The following is a 23,620-nucleotide window of genomic DNA, read 5'->3' as shown; positions in this document are numbered from 1 at the left end:
AAAGGTACCCATGGCATACTCTGGCCCGTTTCAGCCGGGAGACCGCGTTCAATTAACGGACGCGAAACGCAGGCACTTTACCATTGTCCTTACCCCGGGCGAATTCTTTTTCACGCACAAAGGTGGCATTGCCCACGATGACATCATTGGTCAGCACGAAGGCACGGTGGTCGAATCCGCGCAAGGAGGACAGTACCTGTGTTTCCGTCACCTCTTGGTCGATCACGTGCTTTCCATGCCGCGCGGCGCGGCGGTAATCTACCCCAAAGACGCCGCGCAGATCCTTGTGGAAGGCGATATTTTCCCCGGTGCGCGGGTGCTGGAGGCGGGCGCGGGTTCCGGCGCATTGTCTATGTCTTTGTTGCGGGCAATTGGGCCCAGCGGCGAATTGTTTTCGTATGAGATTCGGGAAGATCACCTGGAATTCGCCCGGCAGAACGTGTGCGAATATTTCGGGGAAATGCCGCCGAATTGGCACCTGCGGTTAGATGATTTCAATAATGCCACCGTGGCGAGTTTGGGTGGCCCCGTGGATCGGGTGATCTTGGATATGTTGGAGCCGTGGGAATGTTTGAACACGGTTTCAAAACTCCTCCAACCCGGCGGCGTGTTTATGACGTACGTGGCCACGGTGCCGCAGCTTATGAAGGTGATGGAGGGGATTCGGGAGCAGCGGTGCTTTACCGAGCCGCGGGCGTGGGAGTCGCTGGTGCGCGAGTGGAAGGTGGAGGGCTTGGCTACTCGCCCGGAGCACCGCATGAACGCCCATACCGCGTTTTTGGTGTGGACGCGGCGGCTTGCGGACGGCACCGTCGCCCCGCGACCCCAACGCCGCGCCCGAAAATAGTATCGAATACATCTGAGGAGATTTCGAAGGATTCGCATGGAAACAGCAGACCTGCAACGCCGTATTCAACAATTAGGGGCCCGCAATGCCAAGCTCGCGGAGCTGTTGAAGGCCTCCCGGGACAAACTTGCGGTGCTGCGGGAGGAGCTGCAGCAGCTGGCGGACCCGCCGAGCACCTATGGCATTTACCTTGAGCCCAGCCAGGGCGGCCGGACCGCCGAGGTGTTTACGCTGAACCGGCGTATGCGTTTGGTGGTCTCGCCGATGGTTGATAAGACGCAATTATTGCCCGGGGTGCGCGTGCGTTTGGGCGAATCTTCGCAGGTAGTTGAGGTGTGCGGCAAGGAGGACGCCGGCGACCTCGCGGTGATCACCGAGCTGTTGGGCCGCCGGGTGCTGGTCGCGGATTCCACGGGGGAGGAGCGGCTCGTGCGGCTGGCGGCGGGCGTCGTGCCCAAGCGCGGCGATACCGTGCTTGTCGACGTCCGCGCCGGTTACGCGTTCGAAGTCATCCCCAAGGCCGAGGTGTCCAAGCTTTCCTTGGAGGAAGTCCCAGATGTGAGTTATGCCGATATCGGCGGTTTGGATGAGCAGATCGAGGCGATCCACGATGCGGTCGAACTCCCATTCGCGCACCCCGAGCTGTATCACAATTATCAATTGCGGCCGCCGAAGGGCGTGTTGCTGTACGGCCCGCCCGGGTGCGGGAAAACCTTGATTGCCAAGGCGGTGGCCCGCTCCCTTGCCGAACGTTCTGGCGATAATGGGAAGTCTTATTTCCTGAACGTGAAAGGCCCCGAATTGCTCAATAAATATGTCGGGGAAACGGAGCGGCAGATCCGCGTGATCTTCGACCGCGCCCGCGAGCTGGCGGAAGAGGGGCGGCCCGTGGTGGTCTTTTTTGATGAAATGGAGTCTATTTTCCGCACGCGAGGTAGTGGGGTCAGCTCCGATATGGAAACTACGGTGGTGCCCCAATTGCTTACGGAACTCGATGGGGTTGAGGGGCTGGATAATGTGATTGTTATCGGCGCCACGAACCGCGAGGAGCTTATCGACCCCGCCATTTTGCGCCCCGGTCGCCTCGACGTGAAGATCCGTGTGCATCGCCCCGATCGCGCCGGATCCCGCGATATTTTCGGGCGTTATATTACCGATGAACTGCCGCTCGCCGAGCCCGCCGCGGACCTTATTGATATCGCCGTGGAACAATTGTTTACGGATAAGCCTTTTGTGGAGTTAACGCTGGTTGATGGCTCCACGGAGGTGCTGCATTACCGGGATTTTGTGTCTGGGGCGATGATAGCCAATATCGTCGACCGGGCGAAGAAAAACGCTATTAAAGACCAGATTCATGGCGTGGGTTGTGGGATCACTCGCCAGCATTTGATCGCCGCTATTAATGCGGAAAATCGCGAAAACGAGGATCTGCCAAATACCTCGAAGCCGGATGAATGGTCGCGGATTACCGGCCGCCATGGGCTGCGGGTTGTGGAGGCAAAAGTACTTATCGATGCAGGAGTCGAAACATAATGGTTCGTTTTCTAGGTACGGAAACGGAATACGGGATCGCAACGCCCAGTGATCCGACCGTGAGCCCGATCATTACCTCCACGCACCTGGTGGTGGCGTATGCTGGCAAGTCGCAGCGCACGCGGTGGGACTTCGCCCCGGAATCGCCATTGCGGGATTTACGAGGCTTTGACCTGCGGCGTTACCACACCGTGCCGGTGGTTGATCCGCAGGCCCTCGGCGTGGCCAATGTGGTGACCGCCGCCGGCGCTCGGTTTTATGTGGACCACGCGCATCCGGAGTATTCCGCCCCCGAAACTACCAACGCATGGGACGCAATGGTATACGATGCAGCCGGGGATTTGGTCTTGCAATCCGCCGTCGCCGCAGTGGCGGAGATCACCGCCTTGGGTCAGTCGGTTTTGGACAAACATGCGCCGTGCCCGCCATTAAAGGTGTATAAAAACAATGTCGATGGCAAGGGCGCCTCGTACGGTGCGCACGAAAACTATTTGTATCATCGTTCCACCGATTTTGATGTATTGGCCCAAGCCCTGATCCCGTTTTTCATTGCGCGGCAAGTAATTATCGGCGCGGGGCGCGTGGGTTTGGGTCAGCATGGGGAGCAGCCGGGCTTTCAAATCAGCCAACGCGCGGATTATATTGAGCAGCAGATTTCCCTAGAGACGACGTTAAATCGCGGCATAATTAATACTCGTGATGAGTCCCACGCCACGGACGAATTGGCCCGCCTGCACGTGATTATTGGCGACGCAAACATGTCCCAAACCTCGAATTTCCTCAAACTCGGCATGACAAAATTGGTCATCGACGCCATCGAGCAGGGCGTTGATTTCACCGATCTTGCCGTGGTCGCCCCCGTGCCCGAGGTGAGCCGCGTTTCCCGCGACCTTACATGCACGCACCGCATCCCGCTTTGCGACGGCCGCGCCCTCACCGCAATCGAACTCTTGCGCGTGTACCACTCCCGGACCAGCCCGCAGAATGCCGTGGATACACGAGTGTGGGAAATGTGGGCGGAGGTCATGGATCTGCTGGAATCCGATCCGCTGAGCACCTCGCACCTGCTGGATTGGACGGCGAAGCTGGCCCTGCTGCGCGCCTTTGAGGCGCGAAACGTGTCTTGGTCCGATCCGAAAATGGCGTTGATCGATCTCCAATATTCGGATATCGACCCCGCAAAAAGCCTCTACCACGCCTTGGTCCGCAAAGGCCGCATGGTTACGCTTGCCAGCGAGGCGGAAATCGCCGCGGCGGCGCACACCCCGCCGTCGGATTCGCGCGCGTATCTTCGGGGCCGCATGATGTCTCGCTTTGGTGCCGAGATCGCGGCGGCAAACTGGGACAGCTTGACCCTTTCCGATGGTTCCACGATCCCAATGCCAACCCCGGCCGATGGCACCTTCGATCAGGTTGGCCACTTGGTGGAGTCCGCCACATCGGCAGCCGAGGTCGCGGCCGGCATCGCCTAGATTTTTTAGACGCAGAAAATGATTCCGCCGTAGCAGCCCCGCTAAGCCCGTGAAGTTCGCTACCCTTGGTCACCTATGGGCGAATCCCGCTAACTGGCCTCATTCAGCACGGTAGGTCGCCCACAAGCCATTCCCACGCCTGGAGTTGAACGGTGTCTACCGATATTTTTTACATCAAAATCCGGAAATCTGTGTAAAACATATCGCACCGGCGGCCCTGGGCGGCCCCAGATGATGAAAATTACACAAAATCCGGCTTTCGTGTGTAAAAAACTTCATGCACCGCGCACAACCCATCGCTACGGCATACCGATCGCCCACCGATGGCTCGCCACCGCGCCTAGAGCCACCCTCAACCCTACGAAGATGCAGGCAGATCCAAGGGCGTGGCTTGCGCTGTGGGTGCCGTTCACACACCGGGGATCTGCCCGACATTGAAAAGGTATGTATAGATAACCGCATTGGTTCGGGTGGTCGGCGTCGGCCTGAGGTTGATGGCAACCATTTTGTGCGCAATAGTTGCGAGCCCGCTGGAGGCCTCGATTCGTCTCCCTATATAAAAGCATGGCGGAATTACGTCACTGTGACGAAAAGAAGATCTGATCCGTAGTGGGCAACCTATTACGATAGCTAGAGTTGAACGGTGTCTACCGATATTTTTTACATCAAAATCCCGAAATCTGTGTAAAACATATCGCACCGGCGGCCCTGGGCGGCCCCAGATGATGAAAATTACACAAAATCCGGCTTTCGTGTGTAAAAAACTTCATGCACCGCCCACAACCCATCGCTACGGCACGCCGATCGCCCACCGATGGCTCGCCACCGCGCCTAGAGCCACCCAACACCAAAGCCCCCGTCAGCATTGTGATCGGGGGCTAGGGGCGGTGATGTGCTAGTCGCAACTATCCACGGCTGCCGAACAATCCGATGAACGGGTGCATGATGGAGTAGATGATTCCAGCGAAGAACGTGAGGAATCGTGCGATCGGACCGCCAACGCCGCGGTTTTCCAACCAGTGCTGGAAGCCGTTCTTCCACTTGTCGGGGCTAGCGTTTGGCTTTTCTGCCTCACCGGAGGTACCCGGCTTGCCAGCCTTTTCGGCGGCTTTTTGTGCTTCCTCGGCTGCCTTCTTGGCTGCATCGGCGGCGTCGCGAGCTTCCTCGGCTGCCTTGGCTTCCGCAGCTGCCTTTTCGGCCGTCGCTTCGGCGACCTTTTGTGCCTCGGTTGCAGCGTCCTTAGCCTTTTCGGCTTCTTCCTTGTCTGCGGCGGCCTGGGCGGCGAGCTTTTCGGCTTCGGCTAGGAGTTCGGCCGCCTTCGCGGCTTCGGCCTCGACCTTTGCCCGATTTTCCGCTGCCTTGGCTGCGGCATCTTCGGCCTTCTTGGCCTGTTCCTGTGCCTTGGCTACTTGCGCCTCTACTTCGGCAGCCTTGGCGGCATCAGATTTCGCGGCCTCGGCGTGCTTCTTGGCTTCTTCTGCGGCGGCTTCTGCCTTCTCAGCTGCGGCCTTTGCCTGGTCAACGGGGTTTTCCGAAGTGCCGGGATCGGTGTTGTCGCCGGGCTTGGGGTCAGTGCCAGGATTGGTGTTGTCGCCGGGCTTCGGGTCCGTCCCAGGCTTGGGATCGGTGCCGGGGTTGGTCGCGGGCGGCAGATTGTCCTCGGCGGAAGTATCGTCGGTGTTGCTGTAACCGGGGTCTGCCTGTTGGCCCGCCATGGTGTAGCGGCTCAGCAAGGGGTCACGCTGCTGGACGGTGGTCGGCAGAGTCAGGCGCTGGAATCCAACATATTCGCGCCAATCGTTTTCTGCGGGCGGGCGGTAGTCGATCACGTAGAGGGAACCGTCTGTGCCGAATACCGCGCCGTCGTTAAGCAGGCGTGCGGTGTCCTTCATGAAGGAGCCTAGCGACGCCCGCCCAACTTCCTCGGTGGTGGCAGGGTTGACGAATACGGCTATCGAACGGTCTTGGCTCACGAAGACCGCGTTGCCATCCTTATCAAAGCCCACGCCGGCAACGCCTACGGCGTCTGGGTGCTTCTTCGCAGGGTAAACGGTGAAGGAACCATTGTTGTACCGGGCGAAGCCGATGGTTGCGCCGGATGCGGTGCCTGGCTGGTCAAACTTGGTGTAGATGGCGATATTGCCAGCATCGTCTACCGTGATACCACGGAAGTTGCCCTTGCTGCCGTGCATGACATCCGTAAACGCTTGGACGCGGGTTACGATGTCGGCGGGTGCTGCGTCGGGCTTAATGTGCAGCGGAATATTGGATTCGGCGGCCTTGTCGTTGGTGCGCAAAACAACGTCGTAAAGCGAAATGAACGTGCCATCGGGGAGTGCGCGCAAGCCTGCGGCTTCGCTGCCGAAGCTGGACCCGTACACTTCGCTGACGTCCTCAAACCCGGGGGCTACGGTTGACGGCGCTGGAAGTTCGATGGTCCGGACTTCCTTGTTTGCATCGACCATGGTGAAGCGGTACTTCGGGTTACTATAATCGCCCTCGTTGTGCAGCGCGGCGGCCACGTTGCGGCTGGGGGAGTAGGCAAATCCGGTGGCCTTGCCGGTGAACGTGGTCAAGTCTGTGACCTCGGTGAGCCCGCCATCGGTAACCTTTGCGGTTTTGATGGTGGATCCGTGCAGCCAGTACAGGCGATCGGCCCTCGGATCGTAGCCCGCCGGGGTGTTCGGATTGATCTGAATGTCGCTGACGGCCTTGACGTTCTTGAGCTCCTTGTCTAGGAGCTGTACTTTACCGTCACTGCTGGCGGTGACGTGGAGGATCGAGCCGTCAGGGCGGGCGAACACGCGGTTGGAGTTGTCAGCCTCAACCTCGGTGGCGATCTGGCTGCTCAGGTTGTAGCCGGTGCGCTCGCCGACTTCGAAGGTGTCATCGAGGCTAAAGGAAAGCGAATCGAGGAAGCCGCCCTCTTCGTAGAAATTGCTGAATGCGGCATTGCCGTCGGCGGTCAGGGTGGCGGACACGCCCTTCCAGTGCATTTTCCCGCCGGTCACGTTGTAGCGGGCGGCATTGGAGTCAAGGTTGCCGATGTGACGTTCTTCGGGGCCGGACCACTGCTTGCTCAGGTAGTCCTTGGTGTGGATCGTGGCGTAGAGCTTGCCCATGCCGGTCTTGGTGTCCAGCACGATTTTCGGGGAGCCGAAGGTGAAGTCAAGGTCACAGTTCGGACGCTTGGTCTCGCCACTGCAATACTTCATGAAGTTGACGGTGCCACCGTATTGGATGGTTACCTCGCCGGTATCGGCGTTTTTGGTGGTGGATTTGTAGGGCCACAGGTAGCTGTTGTGGGGGCCTTGTTTTGCGCCGTCAAGGATGTTCGTTGCGCCGCTGACGTATCGAACAAACGATCCGCGGATACCCCATTGCAGGGCTGATGCTTCAGCGGGGACGGTCTGTTCGACACCTTGTTGGGCTTCAATGCCGAACTTGGAGTTGGCGTCGGCAAAGGCGACCGGCATGGCCGGGCTGAACATTGCGATTGAGGTGGTCAGCGCGGCGATCGCGAGGGTGGCGGGGCGGACACTCCGACCCAAACCAGAGTGTTGTTCAGTCACGAAATACTTCCTTAACGTGAGCAGTCGACCTGGATGGTGTTGCAGTTGTCGCGCCGAAGCTGAGCCGAACCTTAACTCTTAATCCGTAAAGGTTAATGCTAGCCAAATCTAACTCGACAAACCGTTAAGAAAACTATCAGAGGTTTGCCTAACCTCCGCTATAATTAGATTGGCTTCAAAGCTGCGGGGGTAATGGGGTACCCCCACCCGCGTCGAAGGGCAGACTAACGTAAAGGACGATATCGTTTGGTTTTTTACGAAAGGTGGTTTGTAATGTCGACGCCACAATCCCATATCCAGCGCCCCGGCGGTGGCAATAATGACGAGTTCGCCGGTGATGCGACGTTTGGGCAGGCGCAGATACAAACGCACGGCACCGACGATCTCCTCGATGAAATCGACGGTTTGCTCGAAAACAACGCGGAAGAGTTCGTTCGCTCATACGTGCAAAAGGGTGGGCAGTGACTCTCCTGCACAGAATCTTCGGGGTTGAGACCGAATATGGCATCACCTTTACCTCCGACGGCCGCAAAAAGCTCGGCCCGGATGAGATAGCCCGCTATATTTTCCGCCCAGTGATGGAACAGTACGGCAGCGCCAATGTATTCATTGAAAACGCCGGCCGCCTGTACCTTGATGTGGGCTCTCACCCCGAATACGCCACCCCCGAATGCGATAGCCTGACCCAGCTATTGCATTACGACAAGGCCGGGGACCGGATCGTGGACAACTTGGCGCGCGTGGCGGAGGCTTCGCTCGCCGGCGAGGGCATCAATGGCCAAGTGTTCCTCTTTAAAAACAACGTGGATTCCATCGGTAATTCCTATGGCTGCCACGAGAATTACCTGGTCAGCCGGTCCACGGTGCTGCGCACGCTCGGCACCACGTTTTTGCCGTTTTTGATTACCCGGCAATTGATTGTCGGCGCCGGGAAAATCTACCGCCCGTTGCCGAATTCGGGCGAGCAGGATTTCGGCCTTGGGTTCTGCGTGTCGCAGCGGGCGGATCACGTGTGGGAGGGGGTGTCTTCGGCGACCACTCGTTCCCGCCCGATCATCAATACCCGCGATGAACCGCACGCGGATTCGGAAAAATACCGGCGCCTGCACATTATTGTGGGCGATTCGAACATGGCGGAGCCGACCTTCGCGCTGAAAATCGGGTCCACGCAATTAGTGCTGGAGCTGATCGAGGCGGGTTGGCCGCTTCCGGATTTCACGCTGGAGGATGAGATCAGCGCTATCCGCCACATCGCCCGCGATATCAGTGGCAACGCGCCGATCCGATTGCGCAATGGTTCCACGGTGACGGCCCTAGAAATACAGCGCGCGTTTTTCGACGCCGCGCAGCAATGGCTGGAGCAGCGACCCCCCTGCGAGCAGGGCACCACCGTCGCCGAGTTTCGTCGGGTGCTGGATTTGTGGGGCAGGATGCTTGACGCGATTGAGACGCAGGATTTTTCCGCGGTGGATACGGAGATTGACTGGGTGATTAAGCGCAAGCTTTTGCAACGGTTCCAGCATCGTCACGGGCTTGAGCTTGACCACCCGAAATTATTGCAGGTGGATTTGGCGTATCACGATGTGCGTCAAGGCCGTGGCCTGCACTGGGCGCTAGAATCGAAGGGGTTGGTGCAGCGTTGGACCACCGATGCTGATATCGATCGTGCCGTTGCGGGTGCCGCGCCGCAGACCACGCGGGCGCGGTTGCGCGGTGAGTTTTTGCGTCACGCGTTTGCCACGGGTTCGCCGATTACGGTGGATTGGATGCGGTTAAAGATCAACCAGCCGGCGGCATTGAGCGCGGAACTCGGCGACCCATTTGCCACAACCGATGCTCGAGTCGATGAAATGATTGCCTATATGAACTCTCATCAAGGGGGTAGTACATGGTAGCTCGTGATCGCGTCATTGAACGCCTCACGAATTTGACCTTTGCGTTTCTCAATGCCGATCGCCTTGGCCGCAAGTTTTTATCTCCGCAGTGGATTCATGAACACGTGGATGGTTATGCGGAGTATTCGGCGGCGTCGTTTCATACGATTTTCACGCGTGACCGTGCTATTTTGGCTAAGGTAGGGGTGCCCATCGAGTCCGTGGCTCAGGCTGGCTACCGGCTGCAGCGCGAGCGGTACATGTTGCCGCCAGTGCACTTTACGCCCGCGGAGGCCACCGTGCTCGGTCTCGCGGGCGAACTGGGTTTCGATCCGGACCTTGGTTCCTTCGCTCGCTCCGGGTGGACGAAGCTGGCAGCTGCAGGCGCAGATCGTGAGCTCCATTCCGCACCTCAATTCACGGCAGTAAACGATATTTCTACGTTGTCTGCTCGCCAGCTGGACGCATTGCTCAACGCCACCCGGCGCGGGCGTCGAATAGCGTTTCAGTATCGTTCGGGGCAGGCGGCGCAGGCGATCACACGTACGATGGACCCGTGGGGTTTGGTCAACGTGCGCGATCGGCTTTACCTCGTGGGCTTCGATATCGATCGTGATGCCCCGCGTTCCTTCCGCATTACGCGCGTCGATGACATTGTGCCGGTGGGTGAGGCGACGCACCCGCGTCCGAACGAAGATTTGCAAGGCTTTGTGGAGCGGTTGTTGCGCACCGGGCAGGAGCTTATCGACGCCCACCTGGCCATCGCCGAGGGGCGCGCCTACGAGCTTGCAGCGAAGGGCGTGCAACGGGCCGATGGGACTTGGGATCTCACCGGTGTGGATCGGAATTGGCTGGTCAGGACCGCCGCGGCGTACGCTCCGCACGCGGTTGTGTTGGGTCCGAGCGAGGTGCGCGAGGCCGTGATTCAGCAATTGGCAGTGGCGCAGGAGGTGTACCGTGGCGCATAGTTCGGCCAGGCTCGAAGATTTGGTTCGTATGCTCAATCTGCTTCCGTATTTTGAGGCCCATCCGGGTCGCACGATCATGGAGGCCGCCGCCGATTTGGGCCGTAAACCATCCGAAATTAAAGACGATTTGGATCGCCTGTGGTGCTGCGGTTTGCCCGGCATGTTTCCGGACGATCTGGTGGATTTGGACCACAGCTATCTCGGCGTCAATGTTACGAATAATCAGGGCATGGATCAGCCGTTGCGGCTGACGCAGACCGAGGCCGGGGCGTTGTTATTGGCCCTGGATTCCTTGGAGAATGTGCCGGGGTTGATGGACCGATCCGCGGTGCTCAGCGCGGCGGAGAAGCTGCGCGGCATTATGCAGGATGAGATGGTTGCCGTGGTGGATTCGTTGGCGGGTGAGGTGTCTACCGAACCTGTGTTGGACGCCGTCCGGCAGGCGATGGAGCAGCAGCATAGGCTGAAGTTCCGCTATCACAGCGCCTCCACCGATGAAGTGTCGGTACGCGAGGTCTCGCCAGCACGTGTGTTCGCGCACGAGGGTATCACGTATGTGACGGCTTGGGATACCCAGGCGGAGGCGCACCGCACCTTCCGCACGGATCGCATGCTGGACGTTGAGGTGTTGGAAGCCGCCGCCGAGCCGCACACCGAATTGCTGCGTTTTGATGCCAAGAATCCGTTCGATTTCGGCGCCGATGAGGTGCAGTTGCGGCTGCGTTCGGAGGCCACATGGCTGGCCGAGTATTTTCCGATTACTCTCGGTGACCAGCACGATGCGGAGTGGTTTGATGCGACGATGCCGCTGCTTTCGGAAGATTGGGTTGTGCGGTTCGCACTGAGTAACGCCGATCGGGTTAGTATTGTTGCACCGACGTCCCTCGTTTCAGCCGTGGCAGCGCGTTCCAGTTCTGCCCTGGCAGCGTATGATGAAACATCAGACAATTAAACTTCCAGCTTGGAGGAAGACACCATGCCTACTCTAGGGCCCACCGAATTCATAATTATTGCCGTGCTCGTGGTGCTTTTGTTCGGCGCTAAGAAGCTTCCAGATGCGGCACGTTCGCTTGGGCGTTCGATGCGCATCTTCAAGTCCGAGGTGAAGGAAATGAGCCGCGACGATGAGGCGCACGAGCAGCGAGCCATCACGCAGCAGCAGGTGCAAGCGCAGCCCATCCAGGCGCAGCCGCTTGAGCAGCCGGTGCAGCAACCAGTTCAGCAACCCGCTCCGCAGCAGCAGTCGCAGCAACAGCAATAGTGGGGTAGCAGCGTCGTCCCATGAGCACCGCTGAACAAAAACCCACCAAGAAGAAAAAGAAAAAGCGGCCCGCCGACGGCTCGATGTCGCTGGTAGAACACATTCAGGAGCTGCGGCGCCGCCTGATCATTTCCCTCGTCGCGCTGGCGATTGGCACTATCGTTGGCTTCTGGTGGTACCAGGCCAACCCGTTCGGCCTGCCATCGCTCGGTGAGATCTTGCGCGGCCCCTATTGCAGCCTGCCGCCGGAGGCGCGGGCTAGTTTCACCGCCGATGGCGAATGCAAGCTGCTGGCCACCGGGCCGTTTGAGATGTTTATGCTGCGCCTCAAGGTAGGTTCGCTGGCGGGCGCGGTGTTTGCCTCACCCATATGGCTCGCCCAATTGTGGGGTTTTATCACGCCGGGATTGATGAAGAACGAGCGCCGCTGGACGTTTTCGTTTGTGTCCATAGCCGTCACATTGTTTGTGTGCGGCGCGGTGCTTGCATACTTTGTTATCGCGCTTGGCCTTTCGTTCTTGCTGACCATCGGCGCAGATAGCCAAACCACCGCCCTCAACGGCGAACAATATTTCAACTTTTTGCTCGCATTCCTGCTTATATTTGGCGTGAGCTTTGAGGTTCCGCTGATCCTGGCCATGTTGAATATCGCCGGTGTGATCACGTACGAACAACTCCGCACCAAACGGCGTTTAATTATCATTCTGCTCGCCGTCTTCGCCGCGTTTATTACCCCAGGCCAGGACCCGTATTCGATGGTGGTGCTGGGATTCGTGCTGGTGCTCCTTGTGGAGGTGGCCATCCAGTTCGCTCGCCTGAACGATAAGCGCCGGGACCGGAAGCGCCCCGACTGGCTGGATATTGCTGACGACGAGTCTTCGCCGATCACCGCCTCGGGTGGGGTGGGTGCGGCGGGCGATATCGCGGCGTCGACAAGCATTGACGCGCCGACGCCAATCACGAATGCCCGCGGGGTTGAGCAGCGCGGAAATCTTGCGGAACGGAGCGGTTCGGACTTCGACGACGTGCTCTGACCGGGTAAGTTGGAGGCATGAGTCACCTCGCCGAATTCACAGCTAACCTGAAGTTTCCCCTGGATCCGTTTCAGATTCAGGGGTGCCGCGCTGTCGAAGAGGATCGGGGCGTGCTGGTGTGCGCACCCACCGGCGCCGGCAAAACCATCGTCGGGGAATTCGCGGTTTCGCTCGCGCTTTCGAGGGGCACAAAGTGCTTTTACACCACGCCGATTAAGGCGCTGAGCAACCAAAAATACCACGACCTTGTAAAGGCGCACGGCGAGGAAACGGTGGGGTTGCTTACCGGCGATGTGTCTATAAACGGCCACGCCGAGGTGGTGGTCATGACCACCGAAGTATTGCGCAATATGATTTACGCGGAATCGCCAACATTAGAACGTTTGAGCCACGTTGTGATGGACGAGATCCACTTCCTTTCCGACGTCTCCCGCGGCGCCGTGTGGGAGGAAGTGATCCTGAACTTAGACGAACGCGTCCGCATCATTGGGCTGTCCGCGACGGTGAGCAATTCCGAGGAGTTCGGCGCCTGGTTATCCATGGTCCGCGGGGATACGGACGTGATTGTTTCGGACATTCGCCCGGTGCCGCTCGAGCAGTGGATGATGGTGGGGCGGAAGGTGTTTCCGCTGTTTGAGCCGGACACGGGCGGGCAGGTAAACCGTTCGCTACAGCAGGCCGTGACCCGCCTTGAACACCGCGAACATGTGCGCGAACAGTGGTCGCAGGAAACGGGTGGGTTTAGGGCCCGTTCAAGCGGCAAACGCGCAACCACGGGGCCGCGCGCGGAGGCCGAATTCCGGCCGTTGGGGCGCCCCGAGGTGCTGCGGATTCTGCACGGCAAAAACATGCTGCCCGCCATTAACTTTATCTTTTCCCGCGCGGGTTGCGACGGCGCGCTTATGCAATGTTTGCACTCACAGCTCACCCTGACCACGGACGAAGAAGCCGAACAGATTGGCCAAATCGTGGATAACGGGGTGGCGGATATCCCCGCGGCCGATCTGGAGGTGCTGCGGTTTAGGCAGTGGAAACGCGCCCTGCAGCGGGGGTTCGCCGCGCACCACGCAGGCATGTTGCCCGCCTTCCGGCATATCGTCGAAGAGTTGTTCGTACGCGGGTTGGTGCGGGCGGTGTTCGCCACGGAAACCCTGGCGCTGGGCATTAATATGCCGGCGCGCAGCGTGGTGCTGGAGAAATTGGTGAAGTTCGACGGCGAGGCGCATGTGGACCTCACCCCCGGGCAGTACACGCAGCTGACGGGCCGCGCGGGGCGGCGGGGTATCGATATCAAGGGCAATGCGGTGGTGCAATGGTCGCCCGCGATGGATCCGGAGGCGGTGGCGGGGCTGGCTTCCACACGCACCTACCCGCTCGTATCCACGTTCGAACCTGGCTATAACATGAGCGTGAATCTGCTGTCCACGGTCGGCTACGAGCAAGCCCACCGGCTGCTCGAAAAGTCTTTCGCCCAGTATCAGGCCGACGAATCCGTGGTCGACGAGGTGCGCGAGGCGGAACGCGCCGCGAACACGGTGGCCACGCTAAGCCGCGAATTCGCCGAGGCCATCCAAGAGCTCGCGCCGGAGGAAGTCCGCAGCAACGAAAGCGCCGACCCGGAGGCGATGGTGCGGGACTACCTGGACCTGCGTTACCGGCTGAGCGCGGAGGAGCGCAACGCCAAACGCCGTAACCTTGAGGAACGCTTCCGCGAGGTAAAGGCGGTGCTGCGCAAGGCTCAGCTTGGCGACGTCCTGGCACTACCCGGCAAGAAAAAGCCCATGTTAGCGGTGGTTGTGCGAGTGGCGGATAGCCCGCACGATCCGCGACCGTGGGTCACCATGGAGACCGGCTGGTCCGGCCGCATTGATTCCGAATCTTTTGCAAATCCGCCGATCGTGGTGGGGCATATGCGGTTGCCGCGCGATGTGACGCTGAAACCGCGGCGCACCACCAATTCGATCGTGGAAGAGTTCCGCCGGGGCAATTATCCGCGCCCGAAACGTTTAAAGCATCAGGCGCGGGTGCGTGGTGGTCCCGTGGTGGCGGGTTTGCGCGCGGAGATTCGCGCCCACGAGGTGCACCATTGGCCACAGCGCGAACACCTCGCACGTTTGGGCGAACGCCTGCTGCGGCGCGAGCGTGAATTAGAACAATTGCGCGGACGGGTGTCGGCTGCCGTGGACACCCTGGGCAAGCACTTTGACCGGATCTTGGACCTGCTCGAAGAGATGAATTACGTGGAGTTCGATGAGCAACGCGTTCCCACTATCACGGAGGAAGGGGAGCGGCTGGCCCAGATCCACAACGAGTCGGACCTCTTGGTGGCGCAATGCTTGCGGCGCGGGATTTGGGAAGGCTTGGATCCCGCGGAGCTGGCCGGCGTGGTCAGCATGTGCACCTTTGAGAATCGAAAAGAGACGCGACGCGTGGCGGAGGCCGCCACGGATGCGATGGCGAACGCCATGAACAACACCGACCGCATTTGGGAGGAATTGGTCATGGATGAGCAGCGCCATAATCTGCCCGCCACCCGCCGCCCGGAGCCGGAGTTTTCGCTGGCCATTCACCAGTGGACGGCCGGCGCCCCGCTGGGTTATTGCATGGCGGCGGCAGCGCAATGCGGCGCTGAGCTTACCCCTGGTGATTTTGTGCGCTGGTGCCGCCAGGTCATTGACCTACTCGAACAGGTGCGCGCCACGGGGTATTCGCGGGAGATTCGCCGCAGCGCGCAGCAGGCCATCGAGGCGATTCGACGGGGCGTGGTGGCGATCGGTGCCTGATACAACGAGCGGCGCTGGCCGATACGCGCCTTCCCCTTCGGGGGACCTGCATTTTGGCAATCTGCGCACCGCCCTCCTCGCCTGGTTGTGCGCCCGTTCAACCGGACGTGCGTTCTATATGCGGGTGGAGGATATCGATTCCGGGCGTTCCTCGGACGCTTCCGCCGCGCGGCAGCTGGAAGACCTCGCCGCGCTCGGGGTGGATTGGGACGGTGAGGTGTTGTACCAGCACACCCGTTTTGCGGCCTACGAGGACGCATTGCGCCGCCTGCCCACCTACGAGTGCTATTGCTCCCGCAAAGATATTCTAGCGGCCGCGGCGGCCCCGCACGCCTTGCTGGGCGCGTATCCGGGCACTTGCCGAGACCTAAGCGAAGCGGAGCGGGATCACCGCCGCGCGGCGTTGCGCGCCCAGGGTCGGGTGCCCGCATTGCGGCTGCGCAGCACGGTGAATTCGTGGACGGTCACCGATGAATTTGTGGGCGATTACGTGGGGCTCGTCGATGATATGGTGCTCAAGCGCGCCGATTGGGCGTATAACCTCGCCGTGGTTGTCGACGATGCGTTCCAAAACATCGACCAAGTAGTGCGTGGGGACGATCTGCTTTCCTCCGCGCCGCGCCAGGCATATCTCGCGCATCTGCTCGGCGTGGCCACCCCGCGCTACATCCATGTGCCCCTAGTGTTGAACGCCGCGGGCCAGCGGCTGGCCAAGCGGGATGGCCCGGTAACCTTCCGCGAAATGGGCGATGACGTGCTCGAACGTCTTGGCGCTTCGATCGGTTTGCCGGGGGCGCGCTCGGCCGCGGAATTGCTGGAGCGTTTTAGCATCGGGGCCATTCCGCGTGAACCATTCATCTGGCTGTGACCGGGCATGCCTATGATGGGCGCATGTCTTCCTTGTTTCCAACGCATACGTATGCCGATCGCTTGGCCCGCGCCGCGGCCGCGGCCCGCACTGCCGACCTTGATGGATTGATCTTTGGTACCGGCGCCGAGCTCGCCTATCTCACCGGTTCGTGGATACAAACACACGAGCGGCTTACGGCTTTAGTGGTCCCGGCGAACGGGAGACCTACGATGCTGCTTCCCGCCGTGGACCGTGGCGATCTAGCGCTCTCCGCGATTCCCGAACTGGATATCGAGGTCCGCGGTTGGGTGGACGGCGAAGAACCGCACCGGCTCGCGATTGCGGCCCTTGGCAGCTTGCCGACGGCCCCCGTGGTCGGCCTCGGCTCCGCGCTTACCGCCGACCACGTCCTGCCGTTGCAGGAGCTGCTGCACGGCAAGACCGTCTTGGCTGGTCAGGTGCTTAAAGAGCTGTTTATGCGCAAGGATCCCGGCGAGATCAGCGCCCTGCGTGAGGCTGGTGCCGCCATCGACCGCGTGCACGCCATGGTTCCGGAGTTGTTGGTGCCCGGCGCGACCGAGGCGCAGGTGGCGGCGGAGCTGGAGCGCCTGATCCTGCAGGAACATGCGTCCGTGGACTTTATTATCGTTGGCTCCGGCCCGAACGGCGCCAACCCGCACCATTCCTTTTCGGATCGGGTGCTGCAGCTCGGCGATGTTGTGGTGGTGGATATCGGCGGTACGTTCGGCCCGTCCTATCACTCCGATTGCACCCGCACGTACGTGGTGGGCGGCCCCGATCAGCCGGTTTCCGATCCCGATTTCGCCCGCCTGTATGCGGTGCTCGAAGAGGCGCAGGCGGCGGCCGTGCGTGCGGTGCGTCCAGGGGTCACTGCGGCGAGTATCGACGCGGTCGCGCGGGGCATTATTTCGGCCCATGGGTTTGGGGATGACTTTATCCACCGCACCGGTCACGGCATCGGGCTATCCACCCACGAGGAGCCTTTTATCATGGCCGGAAACGAACTGGTGTTGGAGCCCGGCATGGCGTTTTCCGTGGAGCCCGGCATCTATCTGGAGGGCCGCGTCGGCGCGCGCATTGAAGACATCGTGATCGTCACCGAACACGGCTGCGAGGCCGTAAATAACCAACCCCACGGGCTGCAATAATGGGAAATATCGTATTGTTTGGCGGCACCAGCGATATCGGCGTGGAATTGGTGCAACGCCTTTGCAAAGGCAAGAAGGTTATCGTGGCGGCCCGCCGGCCGGAGGCCGTGCACATCCCCAATGTGGAGGCGGCGGTCGAGGTGGTGCCCTTTGAGGCGACTGATTACGCCTCGCACCGCGGCGTCGTCAAACAGGTGTTGGAGCATGGGCCCATCGAAACCGCGATCGTCGCGTTCGGCATTTTGGGTGATCAGCAGCGCGCGGAACACGATGAAGCCCACGCCGTAGAAATCGCAAGTGTGGACTATACGGCGCAAGTTTCCGTGCTTACCGTGCTGGCCGATGAGCTGCGTCATCAGGCGGAGCCCGCGACGCTCGTGGCGTTTTCCTCGATCGCCGGGTGGCGGCCGCGGCGGCCCAATTATGTGTACGGTTCCACCAAGTCCGGGTTGGATGCGTTTTGCCAGGGGCTCACCGATGCCCTGCATGGAACACATATTCGGTTGATCACGGTGCGGCCGGGGTTTGTGATCGGCTCCATGACCGCCGGCATGAAACCCGCACCCCTATCCGTGTACCCCGCGGATGTGGCCACCAAGGTTGCGGAGCGGCTGCGGCGTCCCGGCTCGGCAACCATCTGGGTACCTGGCAAGTTGCGTTATGTGGCGGGTGTGATGCGCTTGGTGCCGCGCCCCGTGTGGCGTCGTGTGCCGCGTTAAAAACCCAGTACGATGGGTGCCTATGACGCAACTCGCTGCGAAACGGCATCCGACCGACCCGGCCACCCCCATCGAAGTGGTCGGCATCGGCGCCGACGGCTTCCCCGGCCTCACCGAAACGGCCCGCAACGCGCTGCTTAATGCGGAGGTTATCGTGGGTTCGTGGCGGCAACTCAACCTGCTGCCCGAGCAATGTCGCGCCGAACGCCGCCCCTGGCCCTCGCCGCTCATACCTTCTATTGAGCCGCTGTTTCAGGAACTTGCGGGAAGCCGGGTCGCGGTGCTGGCTTCCGGCGATCCCATGTTCCACGGGATAGGCACCACCCTGATTCGCATCCTCGGCGCGCAGTACATTCGCGTGCATTCCGCGCCGTCTTCGGTGTCGCTGGCGTGCGCGCGCCTCGGCTGGGCGGTGGATCAAACACCAGTGGTATCGCTGGTGACAAAACCCGTGGCCAGCATCGTGCCATTCGTAGACGGTGGCCAACCCTTTATGGTGCTGTGCCGCGACGAAACAAGCGTGGGGGAGGTGGCCGCGCTTTTGCAGGCCCTCGGGCACGAGGCCGCCAAACTTACCGTGTTGAGCGATCTCGGCAGCGCCGACGAGCAGGAGCTCTATGGCACCGCCGCCTTGCCCCCGAATCCGGAAAGCGCTTTGAACGTACTTGCGGTGGTTCCGCGGGGCCCCACGCACAGTTGCGTGCCCGGCTTGCCGGACGCCGAATACGAGTCCGATGGGCAGCTGACCAAGCGCGATATCCGGGCGCTGACCGTTTCCGCATTGGCCCCGCGGCCCGGCGAGATGTTGTGGGATATCGGGGGTGGCTCGGGCTCGATCGCTATCGAGGCGATGCGCGCCGAACCCCGGCTATCCGCATGTTGTTTCGAAGTCAACGAGGACCGGAAACAGCGGATCGCCCGCAACGCCATGGCCTTGGGCGTGCCCACGCTCAAGGTGCTGGGCGCGGCCCCGAAAGCGCTTCTGGACGCGCCACCGCCCAATATCATCTTTATCGGCGGTGGCCTTACCGCGGCCGCCGTGTTTGAAACCGCGTGGGCCGCGCTGCCCGTGGGGGGTCGCCTAGTGGCCAATGCCGTCACAGTAGAATCCGAACAAAAGCTCTGGCGGTTGCGTAAGCAATACGGCGGTTCGATCATGCGTATCGACGTCGCGCACGAATACCGCGTGGGCACGTTTACCGCTATGAAACCAGCGCTGCCAGTGATTCAATGGCGCGTAACCAAGGAGAACGACTAACGTGACTGTGTATTTTATCGGCGCTGGTCCGGGTGCCGCTGACCTGCTGACCCTGCGGGCCGACCGGCTGATCCGCAGCTGCCCAATCTGCATGTATGCGGGCAGCATCGTGCCGCCGGAGGTGCTGGCCAGTTGCCCGCCCGATGCGGAGGTTATCAATACCGCGCGGATGCCGCTGGAGGAGATCGTTAGAATCTTTGTTCGCGCCCACGCCGAGGGCAAGGACATCGCCCGCCTGCAATCCGGCGACCCCGCCGTGTATTCCGCCCTTGCGGAGCAGGCGCGGCGGCTTACTGAACTGGGCATCCCGTACGAGATCGTCCCGGGAGTGCCCTCCTATGCGGCCGCCGCGGCCGTCTTGGGCCACGAGCTGACCGTGCCGACGGTGGGCCAGACCGTGATCCTGACCCGTGTGAATGGCCGCGCCTCGAAGATGCCGAAAGGGGAGGATTTGGCTACTTTGGGCGCGTCTCGGGCTACCTTGTGCATCCACCTCGCCGCCCACGATATCGAACGTGTGGTCGCCGAGCTGGTGCCGAACTACGGTTCGGATTGCCCGGCTGCCGTCGTAGCTTTTGCCGCCCGCCCGGAGCAGGTTATTCTGCGCGGCACGCTGGCGGACATCGCGAGCCAAGTCCAGGAGGCCGGAGTCACCCGCACGGCCGTGATTATCGTTGGCAAAGTGCTGGCGGCGGAGGGTTTCCCGGATAGTTTCCTGTATTCCGATGATCGTCCCCGCGACGCCGAGGGCAGGACCATCCCATGCGTGCACTGATCCTCGGCGGCACCCGCGAGGCCCGTGAGCTGGCGCAATTGCTGCAAAACGACAATTGGCACGTGACCAGTTCCCTCGCCGGCCGCGTCAAGGAACCCGCCCTGCCCGTCGGCGAGGTCCGCATCGGGGGTTTCGGCGGACCCGCCGGCCTCGCTTCATGGCTGTTGCAGGAAAAGGTAGAGGTGGTTATCGACGCCACGCATCCCTTCGCCGAACGTATTAGCGTCTCCGCCGCTGAGGCTACGCGCGCAACGGGCATTCCCCTGATCGCCTTGCACCGCCCGGCCTGGGTGCCGCAGGAGCGGGATCACTGGATACCCGTGGCATCCATGGCGGAGGCCGCGCGGGTGGTGGCCCGCGATTATCACCATATTTTCCTTACCATCGGGCGCCAGCAATTGGCCGCGTTTTCGAAGGATCCGCACAATCTATATGTGATCCGTTGCGTGGATACGCCGGAGGTCGATTTGCCCAAGCGCCACCGCATGATTTTCTCCCGCGGTCCGTTCACCCTTGCGGATGAAAAACAATTGATGCGCGATAATCAGATCGATTGCGTGGTCACCAAGAATTCCGGTGGTGAACTGATCCGCGCCAAGCTCGATGCCGCCCGTGAGCTGGGGATTCCGGTGGTGATGGTGCAGCGCCCCGAATTGCCCGGCGGCCCCCGCATTATCGAGGTGCACACCGCCCAAGAGGCCCGCGACGCGGTCTACAAGGTCTAGCACGAACGTACGAACCTGCGGCTCAACACCCCCGTTGCCACACCCCTGCACAACGGCTCTCATAGGATGGACAGCAAGTTTCCAATTCAGGGCTGAAAGGAACACGTCAAGTGAATAATGTTTCGGACTTCGATGTGTCGAACACAACGGTGGTTGTTGAGGATTGGCTGGGGCATTTCACCCTTTCCAATAACGGTGAGACACGCACGACCCAGATCGGTGATTGGGACCTCAGCGCGGCCGACGTCGCTGCGGTACTGGCCAGCATTCCCGGCTTGGAAAACCCAACCAAACGAGCCTGGCTCGTCGCGCCTAAACAGCACGGGCGTGAAACTACCCTTCACTTGCTGAATTCCTATAGCTTTGCCAGCGCCCCCCGCGTCGTGCAGCTGACCTTGGGGCGCGACGATTCCTATGTGGAGGTCTACACCAACGAGGAAGAGACTCCGGTGTTTTCGGACAGCCTTGCCAGCGCGGAATGGTCCCCTCTGGAATTCGAATCTGAGATCGAAGATGCCGGATATGGTGTGGCGTCGCTGTGGGTGGTTTGGCCGCAAATCAGCGCCGATGGCGGCGAACGCGCGCTGATTTGCCGCGCCATGTGCACGCCACTCAATGAGGAAGAGTGGCAGCCGGTCTGGATCTAACTTTGGCGCTCGCCGTAGGTGCGGGAGGTAAACACGCGATCCCCGTAGCGTCGCGTGGTGCTGGCGCCGATGATAAGCATGGTGCGCATGTCCACAACCTCGGGGTCGAATTCCGCGAGCGTGGTCAGGGTCACCTGTTCCTGGTCGGAGCCCACGGCCCGCGCCACCACCACGGGGGTGTCGGGCGCTTGGTATTCCAGGACGATCTCGCGCAGGCGAATTACCTGGTGGCGGCGTTCTTTGGAGGCCGGGTTATACACGGCAAAGGCCATGTCCGCCCCGGCGAGCGCGCGGATGCGCGTTTCCACTTGGTCCCACGGCTTCAGGCGGTCGGACAGCGAGATCATGCCGAAATCGTGCCCCAGCGGTGCGCCGACGCGGCTGGCTACGGCTTGGGCCGCGGTCATGCCGGGGATAATGCGCACCGGGACGTCGCGCCATTGGTCGTCGTCCGCGGTTTCGAGGACGGCGGCGGCCATTGCGAATACCCCGGGGTCGCCGGAAGATACGACCGCTACTCGACGCCCGCGTTTGGCCAGGTCCAGGGCCATGGCCGCGCGCTCAGCCTCGACCTTGTTGTCGGATAGGTGGCGGCGTTGGCCGGGGCGTTCGGGGACCCGGTTGACGTAGGTGGAGTAGCCGACGATATCCGTGGCTTGTTTGAGTTCCGCCGTGACTTCCGGGGTGGTCCACCGGGCGGCACCGGGGCCAAGCCCAACCACCACGACCTCCCCGGCGGGGGCGTTTTCTGCCGCCGGGTTGTGGTGGGTTTCGGTCGGGGAAGGGACCACGATCACGGAAAAGTACGGGATGTGATCGGGGTCGGCGGCGAGCACGGGGGTGGATTGCTGGCCTTCCATGCCGACGCGCACCACCACATATGCCTCCTCGGCGCGCCCGGCGGCGACCAGGGCGCGCCGAACCTTTGTAAAGGTGCGGCCGAGTTTCATGATCACGGCGGAATCCGTGTCTGCGAGGCGGCGGATCAATTCCCCTTCATCGAGGGTGCCCGCGAGGACGGACAGCACCTCATCGTCTTCGGCCAGCGGGATGCCAAGCTCGGAGGCGGCGGCGGTCAGGGACGGGACCCCGGGGATCACTCGGGTGGGATAGTGGTCCACGAGCTCCCGGTGGAGATGTTGAAAGGAGCTGTAGAGCATGGGGTCGCCGAGGGCGAGCACGCACACGGTGCGCCCGGCGTCGAGATGCGCCTGTAGGCGGGCGACGGCGGAGATGTAAAAGTCGGCCATCGCACCGGCATATCCGCCAGGGTGTTCGGTAATGCCGGTGGTGACGGGGTAGTGGAGCAGCTCGTGGATCTGGCCCTCGCGAAAATACGGGGCGGCGATCCGGCCGGCGGAAGAGGTGCCGCCGGGGCGGGCGTGGTAGGCCACCACATCGGCTTCGGCAATCGCGCGGGCGCCAGCAATGGTCACGAGCTCGGGGTCGCCAGGCCCCACACCCACACCGATCAATTGTGCGGTCATGGCAGGATTTCCTGCTCGGTAGCCAAGGCGTTTATGGCGGCGCAGGTAATGGCGGAACCGCCGCGACGGCCGTGCACCGTCAGAAATTCCACACCCAATGCGGCGGCATCCTGGGCCAGTGCCGCCTTGGATTCGGCCGCGCCAACGAACCCCACCGGAATGCCCAGAATCGCGGCGGGCCGGGGGCGATCCGGGTCCGCAGCCAGCCAATTCAGCAGGTGGAATAACGCGGTCGGCGCGTTGCCAATGGCCACCACGGAACCCGCCAGGCGATCCGCCCACAACTCCACGGCGGCGGCGGTGCGGGTGGTGCCGAGCTGCGCTGCCAGGGCGGGGACGCGGGCGTCGTGAAGCGTGCAAATCACCTCGTTATCGGCGGGCAAACGGTTGCGCGTCACGCCGGAAGCCACCATATTTACGTCCGTAAAAATCGGCTTCCCGGCGCGCAATGCGGCGCGCGCGGCCGGCACCAAACCCGCAGAACACGCGATATCCGCGGCGAGGTCGGTCTGGCCCGCGGCGTGAATCATACGAACCGCCACCTGCGCCTGGTCCGCGTCGAAAGCGGTGAGGTCGGATTCGGCGCGGATCATGGCGAAGGAACGACGGTAAATCTCATTGCCGTCGGTAATGTAGGTGTGCATTC

At 61.4% G+C, this 23,620-nt stretch carries 20 protein-coding genes; 17 read left to right on the top strand and 3 right to left on the bottom strand.

Features of this window, described 5'->3' with window-relative positions; translation table 11 throughout:
• Positions 1-10: 10 nt before the first annotated feature.
• From CCANI_RS06945 to dop, 3 genes are read left to right on the top strand one after another with little or no spacing between them, the layout of a single operon-like run.
• Entirely contained in the window at positions 11-847 is an 837-nt protein-coding gene (locus CCANI_RS06945) for a tRNA (adenine-N1)-methyltransferase (protein ID WP_146323149.1), read from the top strand.
• Between the two features lie 36 nt (positions 848-883).
• Positions 884-2,380, top strand: a complete 1,497-nt coding sequence (gene arc, locus CCANI_RS06940; protein WP_146323148.1) for a proteasome ATPase — start codon at positions 884-886, stop codon at positions 2,378-2,380.
• The gene (gene dop, locus CCANI_RS06935) at positions 2,380-3,852 is read left to right on the top strand and encodes a depupylase/deamidase Dop (protein ID WP_146323147.1); all 1,473 of its coding nucleotides are present in this window, start codon (positions 2,380-2,382) and stop codon (positions 3,850-3,852) included. The genes arc and dop overlap by 1 nt, the downstream gene beginning before the upstream one ends.
• 905 nt (positions 3,853-4,757) lie before the next feature.
• On the opposite strand, the gene CCANI_RS06930 is transcribed toward dop, so the two are convergent.
• The gene (locus tag CCANI_RS06930; RefSeq protein ID WP_146323146.1) at positions 4,758-7,424 is read right to left on the bottom strand and encodes an HtaA domain-containing protein; all 2,667 of its coding nucleotides are present in this window, start codon (positions 7,422-7,424) and stop codon (positions 4,758-4,760) included.
• Between the two features lie 273 nt (positions 7,425-7,697).
• On the opposite strand from CCANI_RS06930, the gene CCANI_RS06925 reads away from it, so the two are divergent.
• The 14 genes from CCANI_RS06925 (at position 7,698) to CCANI_RS06860 (ending at position 21,487) form a co-directional block, all read left to right on the top strand.
• A complete protein-coding gene (locus tag CCANI_RS06925) occupies positions 7,698-7,889 on the top strand; it encodes a ubiquitin-like protein Pup (RefSeq protein ID WP_146323145.1) in 192 nt (63 codons plus the stop codon).
• Positions 7,886-9,319, top strand: coding sequence for a Pup--protein ligase (pafA, locus tag CCANI_RS06920; RefSeq protein ID WP_146323144.1), 1,434 nt, complete (start codon positions 7,886-7,888; stop codon positions 9,317-9,319). Before CCANI_RS06925 ends, pafA begins: the two co-directional genes overlap by 4 nt.
• The gene (locus CCANI_RS06915; RefSeq protein WP_146323143.1) at positions 9,313-10,266 is read left to right on the top strand and encodes a helix-turn-helix transcriptional regulator; all 954 of its coding nucleotides are present in this window, start codon (positions 9,313-9,315) and stop codon (positions 10,264-10,266) included. The genes pafA and CCANI_RS06915 overlap by 7 nt, the downstream gene beginning before the upstream one ends.
• Positions 10,256-11,218 carry a helix-turn-helix transcriptional regulator gene (locus CCANI_RS06910; RefSeq protein WP_146323142.1) on the top strand — a complete coding sequence of 321 codons (963 nt, stop codon included), beginning with the start codon at positions 10,256-10,258 and terminating at the stop codon, positions 11,216-11,218. The genes CCANI_RS06915 and CCANI_RS06910 overlap by 11 nt, the downstream gene beginning before the upstream one ends.
• A 24-nt stretch (positions 11,219-11,242) precedes the next feature.
• The gene (gene tatA, locus CCANI_RS06905; RefSeq protein WP_146323141.1) at positions 11,243-11,527 is read left to right on the top strand and encodes a Sec-independent protein translocase subunit TatA; all 285 of its coding nucleotides are present in this window, start codon (positions 11,243-11,245) and stop codon (positions 11,525-11,527) included.
• Between the two features lie 20 nt (positions 11,528-11,547).
• Positions 11,548-12,561 carry a twin-arginine translocase subunit TatC gene (gene tatC, locus CCANI_RS06900; protein WP_425457299.1) on the top strand — a complete coding sequence of 338 codons (1,014 nt, stop codon included), beginning with the start codon at positions 11,548-11,550 and terminating at the stop codon, positions 12,559-12,561.
• Positions 12,562-12,578: 17 nt separating this feature from the next.
• Entirely contained in the window at positions 12,579-15,344 is a 2,766-nt protein-coding gene (locus tag CCANI_RS06895; RefSeq protein WP_146323140.1) for a DEAD/DEAH box helicase, read from the top strand.
• A complete protein-coding gene (gluQRS, locus tag CCANI_RS06890; RefSeq protein WP_186749991.1) occupies positions 15,337-16,212 on the top strand; it encodes a tRNA glutamyl-Q(34) synthetase GluQRS in 876 nt (291 codons plus the stop codon). The genes CCANI_RS06895 and gluQRS overlap by 8 nt, the downstream gene beginning before the upstream one ends.
• 23 nt (positions 16,213-16,235) lie before the next feature.
• Positions 16,236-17,363, top strand: a complete 1,128-nt coding sequence (locus CCANI_RS06885; RefSeq protein WP_146323138.1) for a M24 family metallopeptidase — start codon at positions 16,236-16,238, stop codon at positions 17,361-17,363.
• A complete protein-coding gene (locus CCANI_RS06880; RefSeq protein ID WP_146323137.1) occupies positions 17,363-18,082 on the top strand; it encodes an SDR family NAD(P)-dependent oxidoreductase in 720 nt (239 codons plus the stop codon). The genes CCANI_RS06885 and CCANI_RS06880 overlap by 1 nt, the downstream gene beginning before the upstream one ends.
• A 22-nt stretch (positions 18,083-18,104) precedes the next feature.
• On the top strand, positions 18,105-19,340 hold the full coding sequence (gene cbiE, locus CCANI_RS06875) for a precorrin-6y C5,15-methyltransferase (decarboxylating) subunit CbiE (RefSeq protein ID WP_146323136.1): 1,236 nt from the start codon (positions 18,105-18,107) through the stop codon (positions 19,338-19,340).
• A 1-nt stretch (position 19,341) separates the two neighbouring features.
• The gene (gene cobM / locus CCANI_RS06870) at positions 19,342-20,115 is read left to right on the top strand and encodes a precorrin-4 C(11)-methyltransferase (RefSeq protein WP_146323135.1); all 774 of its coding nucleotides are present in this window, start codon (positions 19,342-19,344) and stop codon (positions 20,113-20,115) included.
• The gene (locus CCANI_RS06865) at positions 20,103-20,840 is read left to right on the top strand and encodes a cobalt-precorrin-6A reductase (RefSeq protein ID WP_146323134.1); all 738 of its coding nucleotides are present in this window, start codon (positions 20,103-20,105) and stop codon (positions 20,838-20,840) included. The genes cobM and CCANI_RS06865 overlap by 13 nt, the downstream gene beginning before the upstream one ends.
• Before the next feature lie 110 nt (positions 20,841-20,950).
• Positions 20,951-21,487, top strand: coding sequence for a hypothetical protein (locus CCANI_RS06860; RefSeq protein WP_146323133.1), 537 nt, complete (start codon positions 20,951-20,953; stop codon positions 21,485-21,487).
• Here CCANI_RS06860 and cobJ read toward each other — a convergent pair.
• A complete protein-coding gene (gene cobJ / locus CCANI_RS06855) occupies positions 21,484-22,974 on the bottom strand; it encodes a precorrin-3B C(17)-methyltransferase (RefSeq protein ID WP_146323132.1) in 1,491 nt (496 codons plus the stop codon). The two genes, CCANI_RS06860 and cobJ, sit on opposite strands and share 4 nt — an antisense overlap.
• On the bottom strand, positions 22,971-23,618 hold the full coding sequence (locus CCANI_RS06850) for a precorrin-8X methylmutase (RefSeq protein ID WP_146323131.1): 648 nt from the start codon (positions 23,616-23,618) through the stop codon (positions 22,971-22,973). Before CCANI_RS06850 ends, cobJ begins: the two co-directional genes overlap by 4 nt.
• Between the last annotated feature and the right edge of the window lie 2 nt (positions 23,619-23,620).

Source organism: Corynebacterium canis (assembly GCF_030408595.1).
Taxonomy (GTDB): Bacteria; Actinomycetota; Actinomycetes; order Mycobacteriales; family Mycobacteriaceae; genus Corynebacterium; species Corynebacterium canis.
This window is presented reverse-complemented; position numbering and strand designations above follow the sequence as displayed.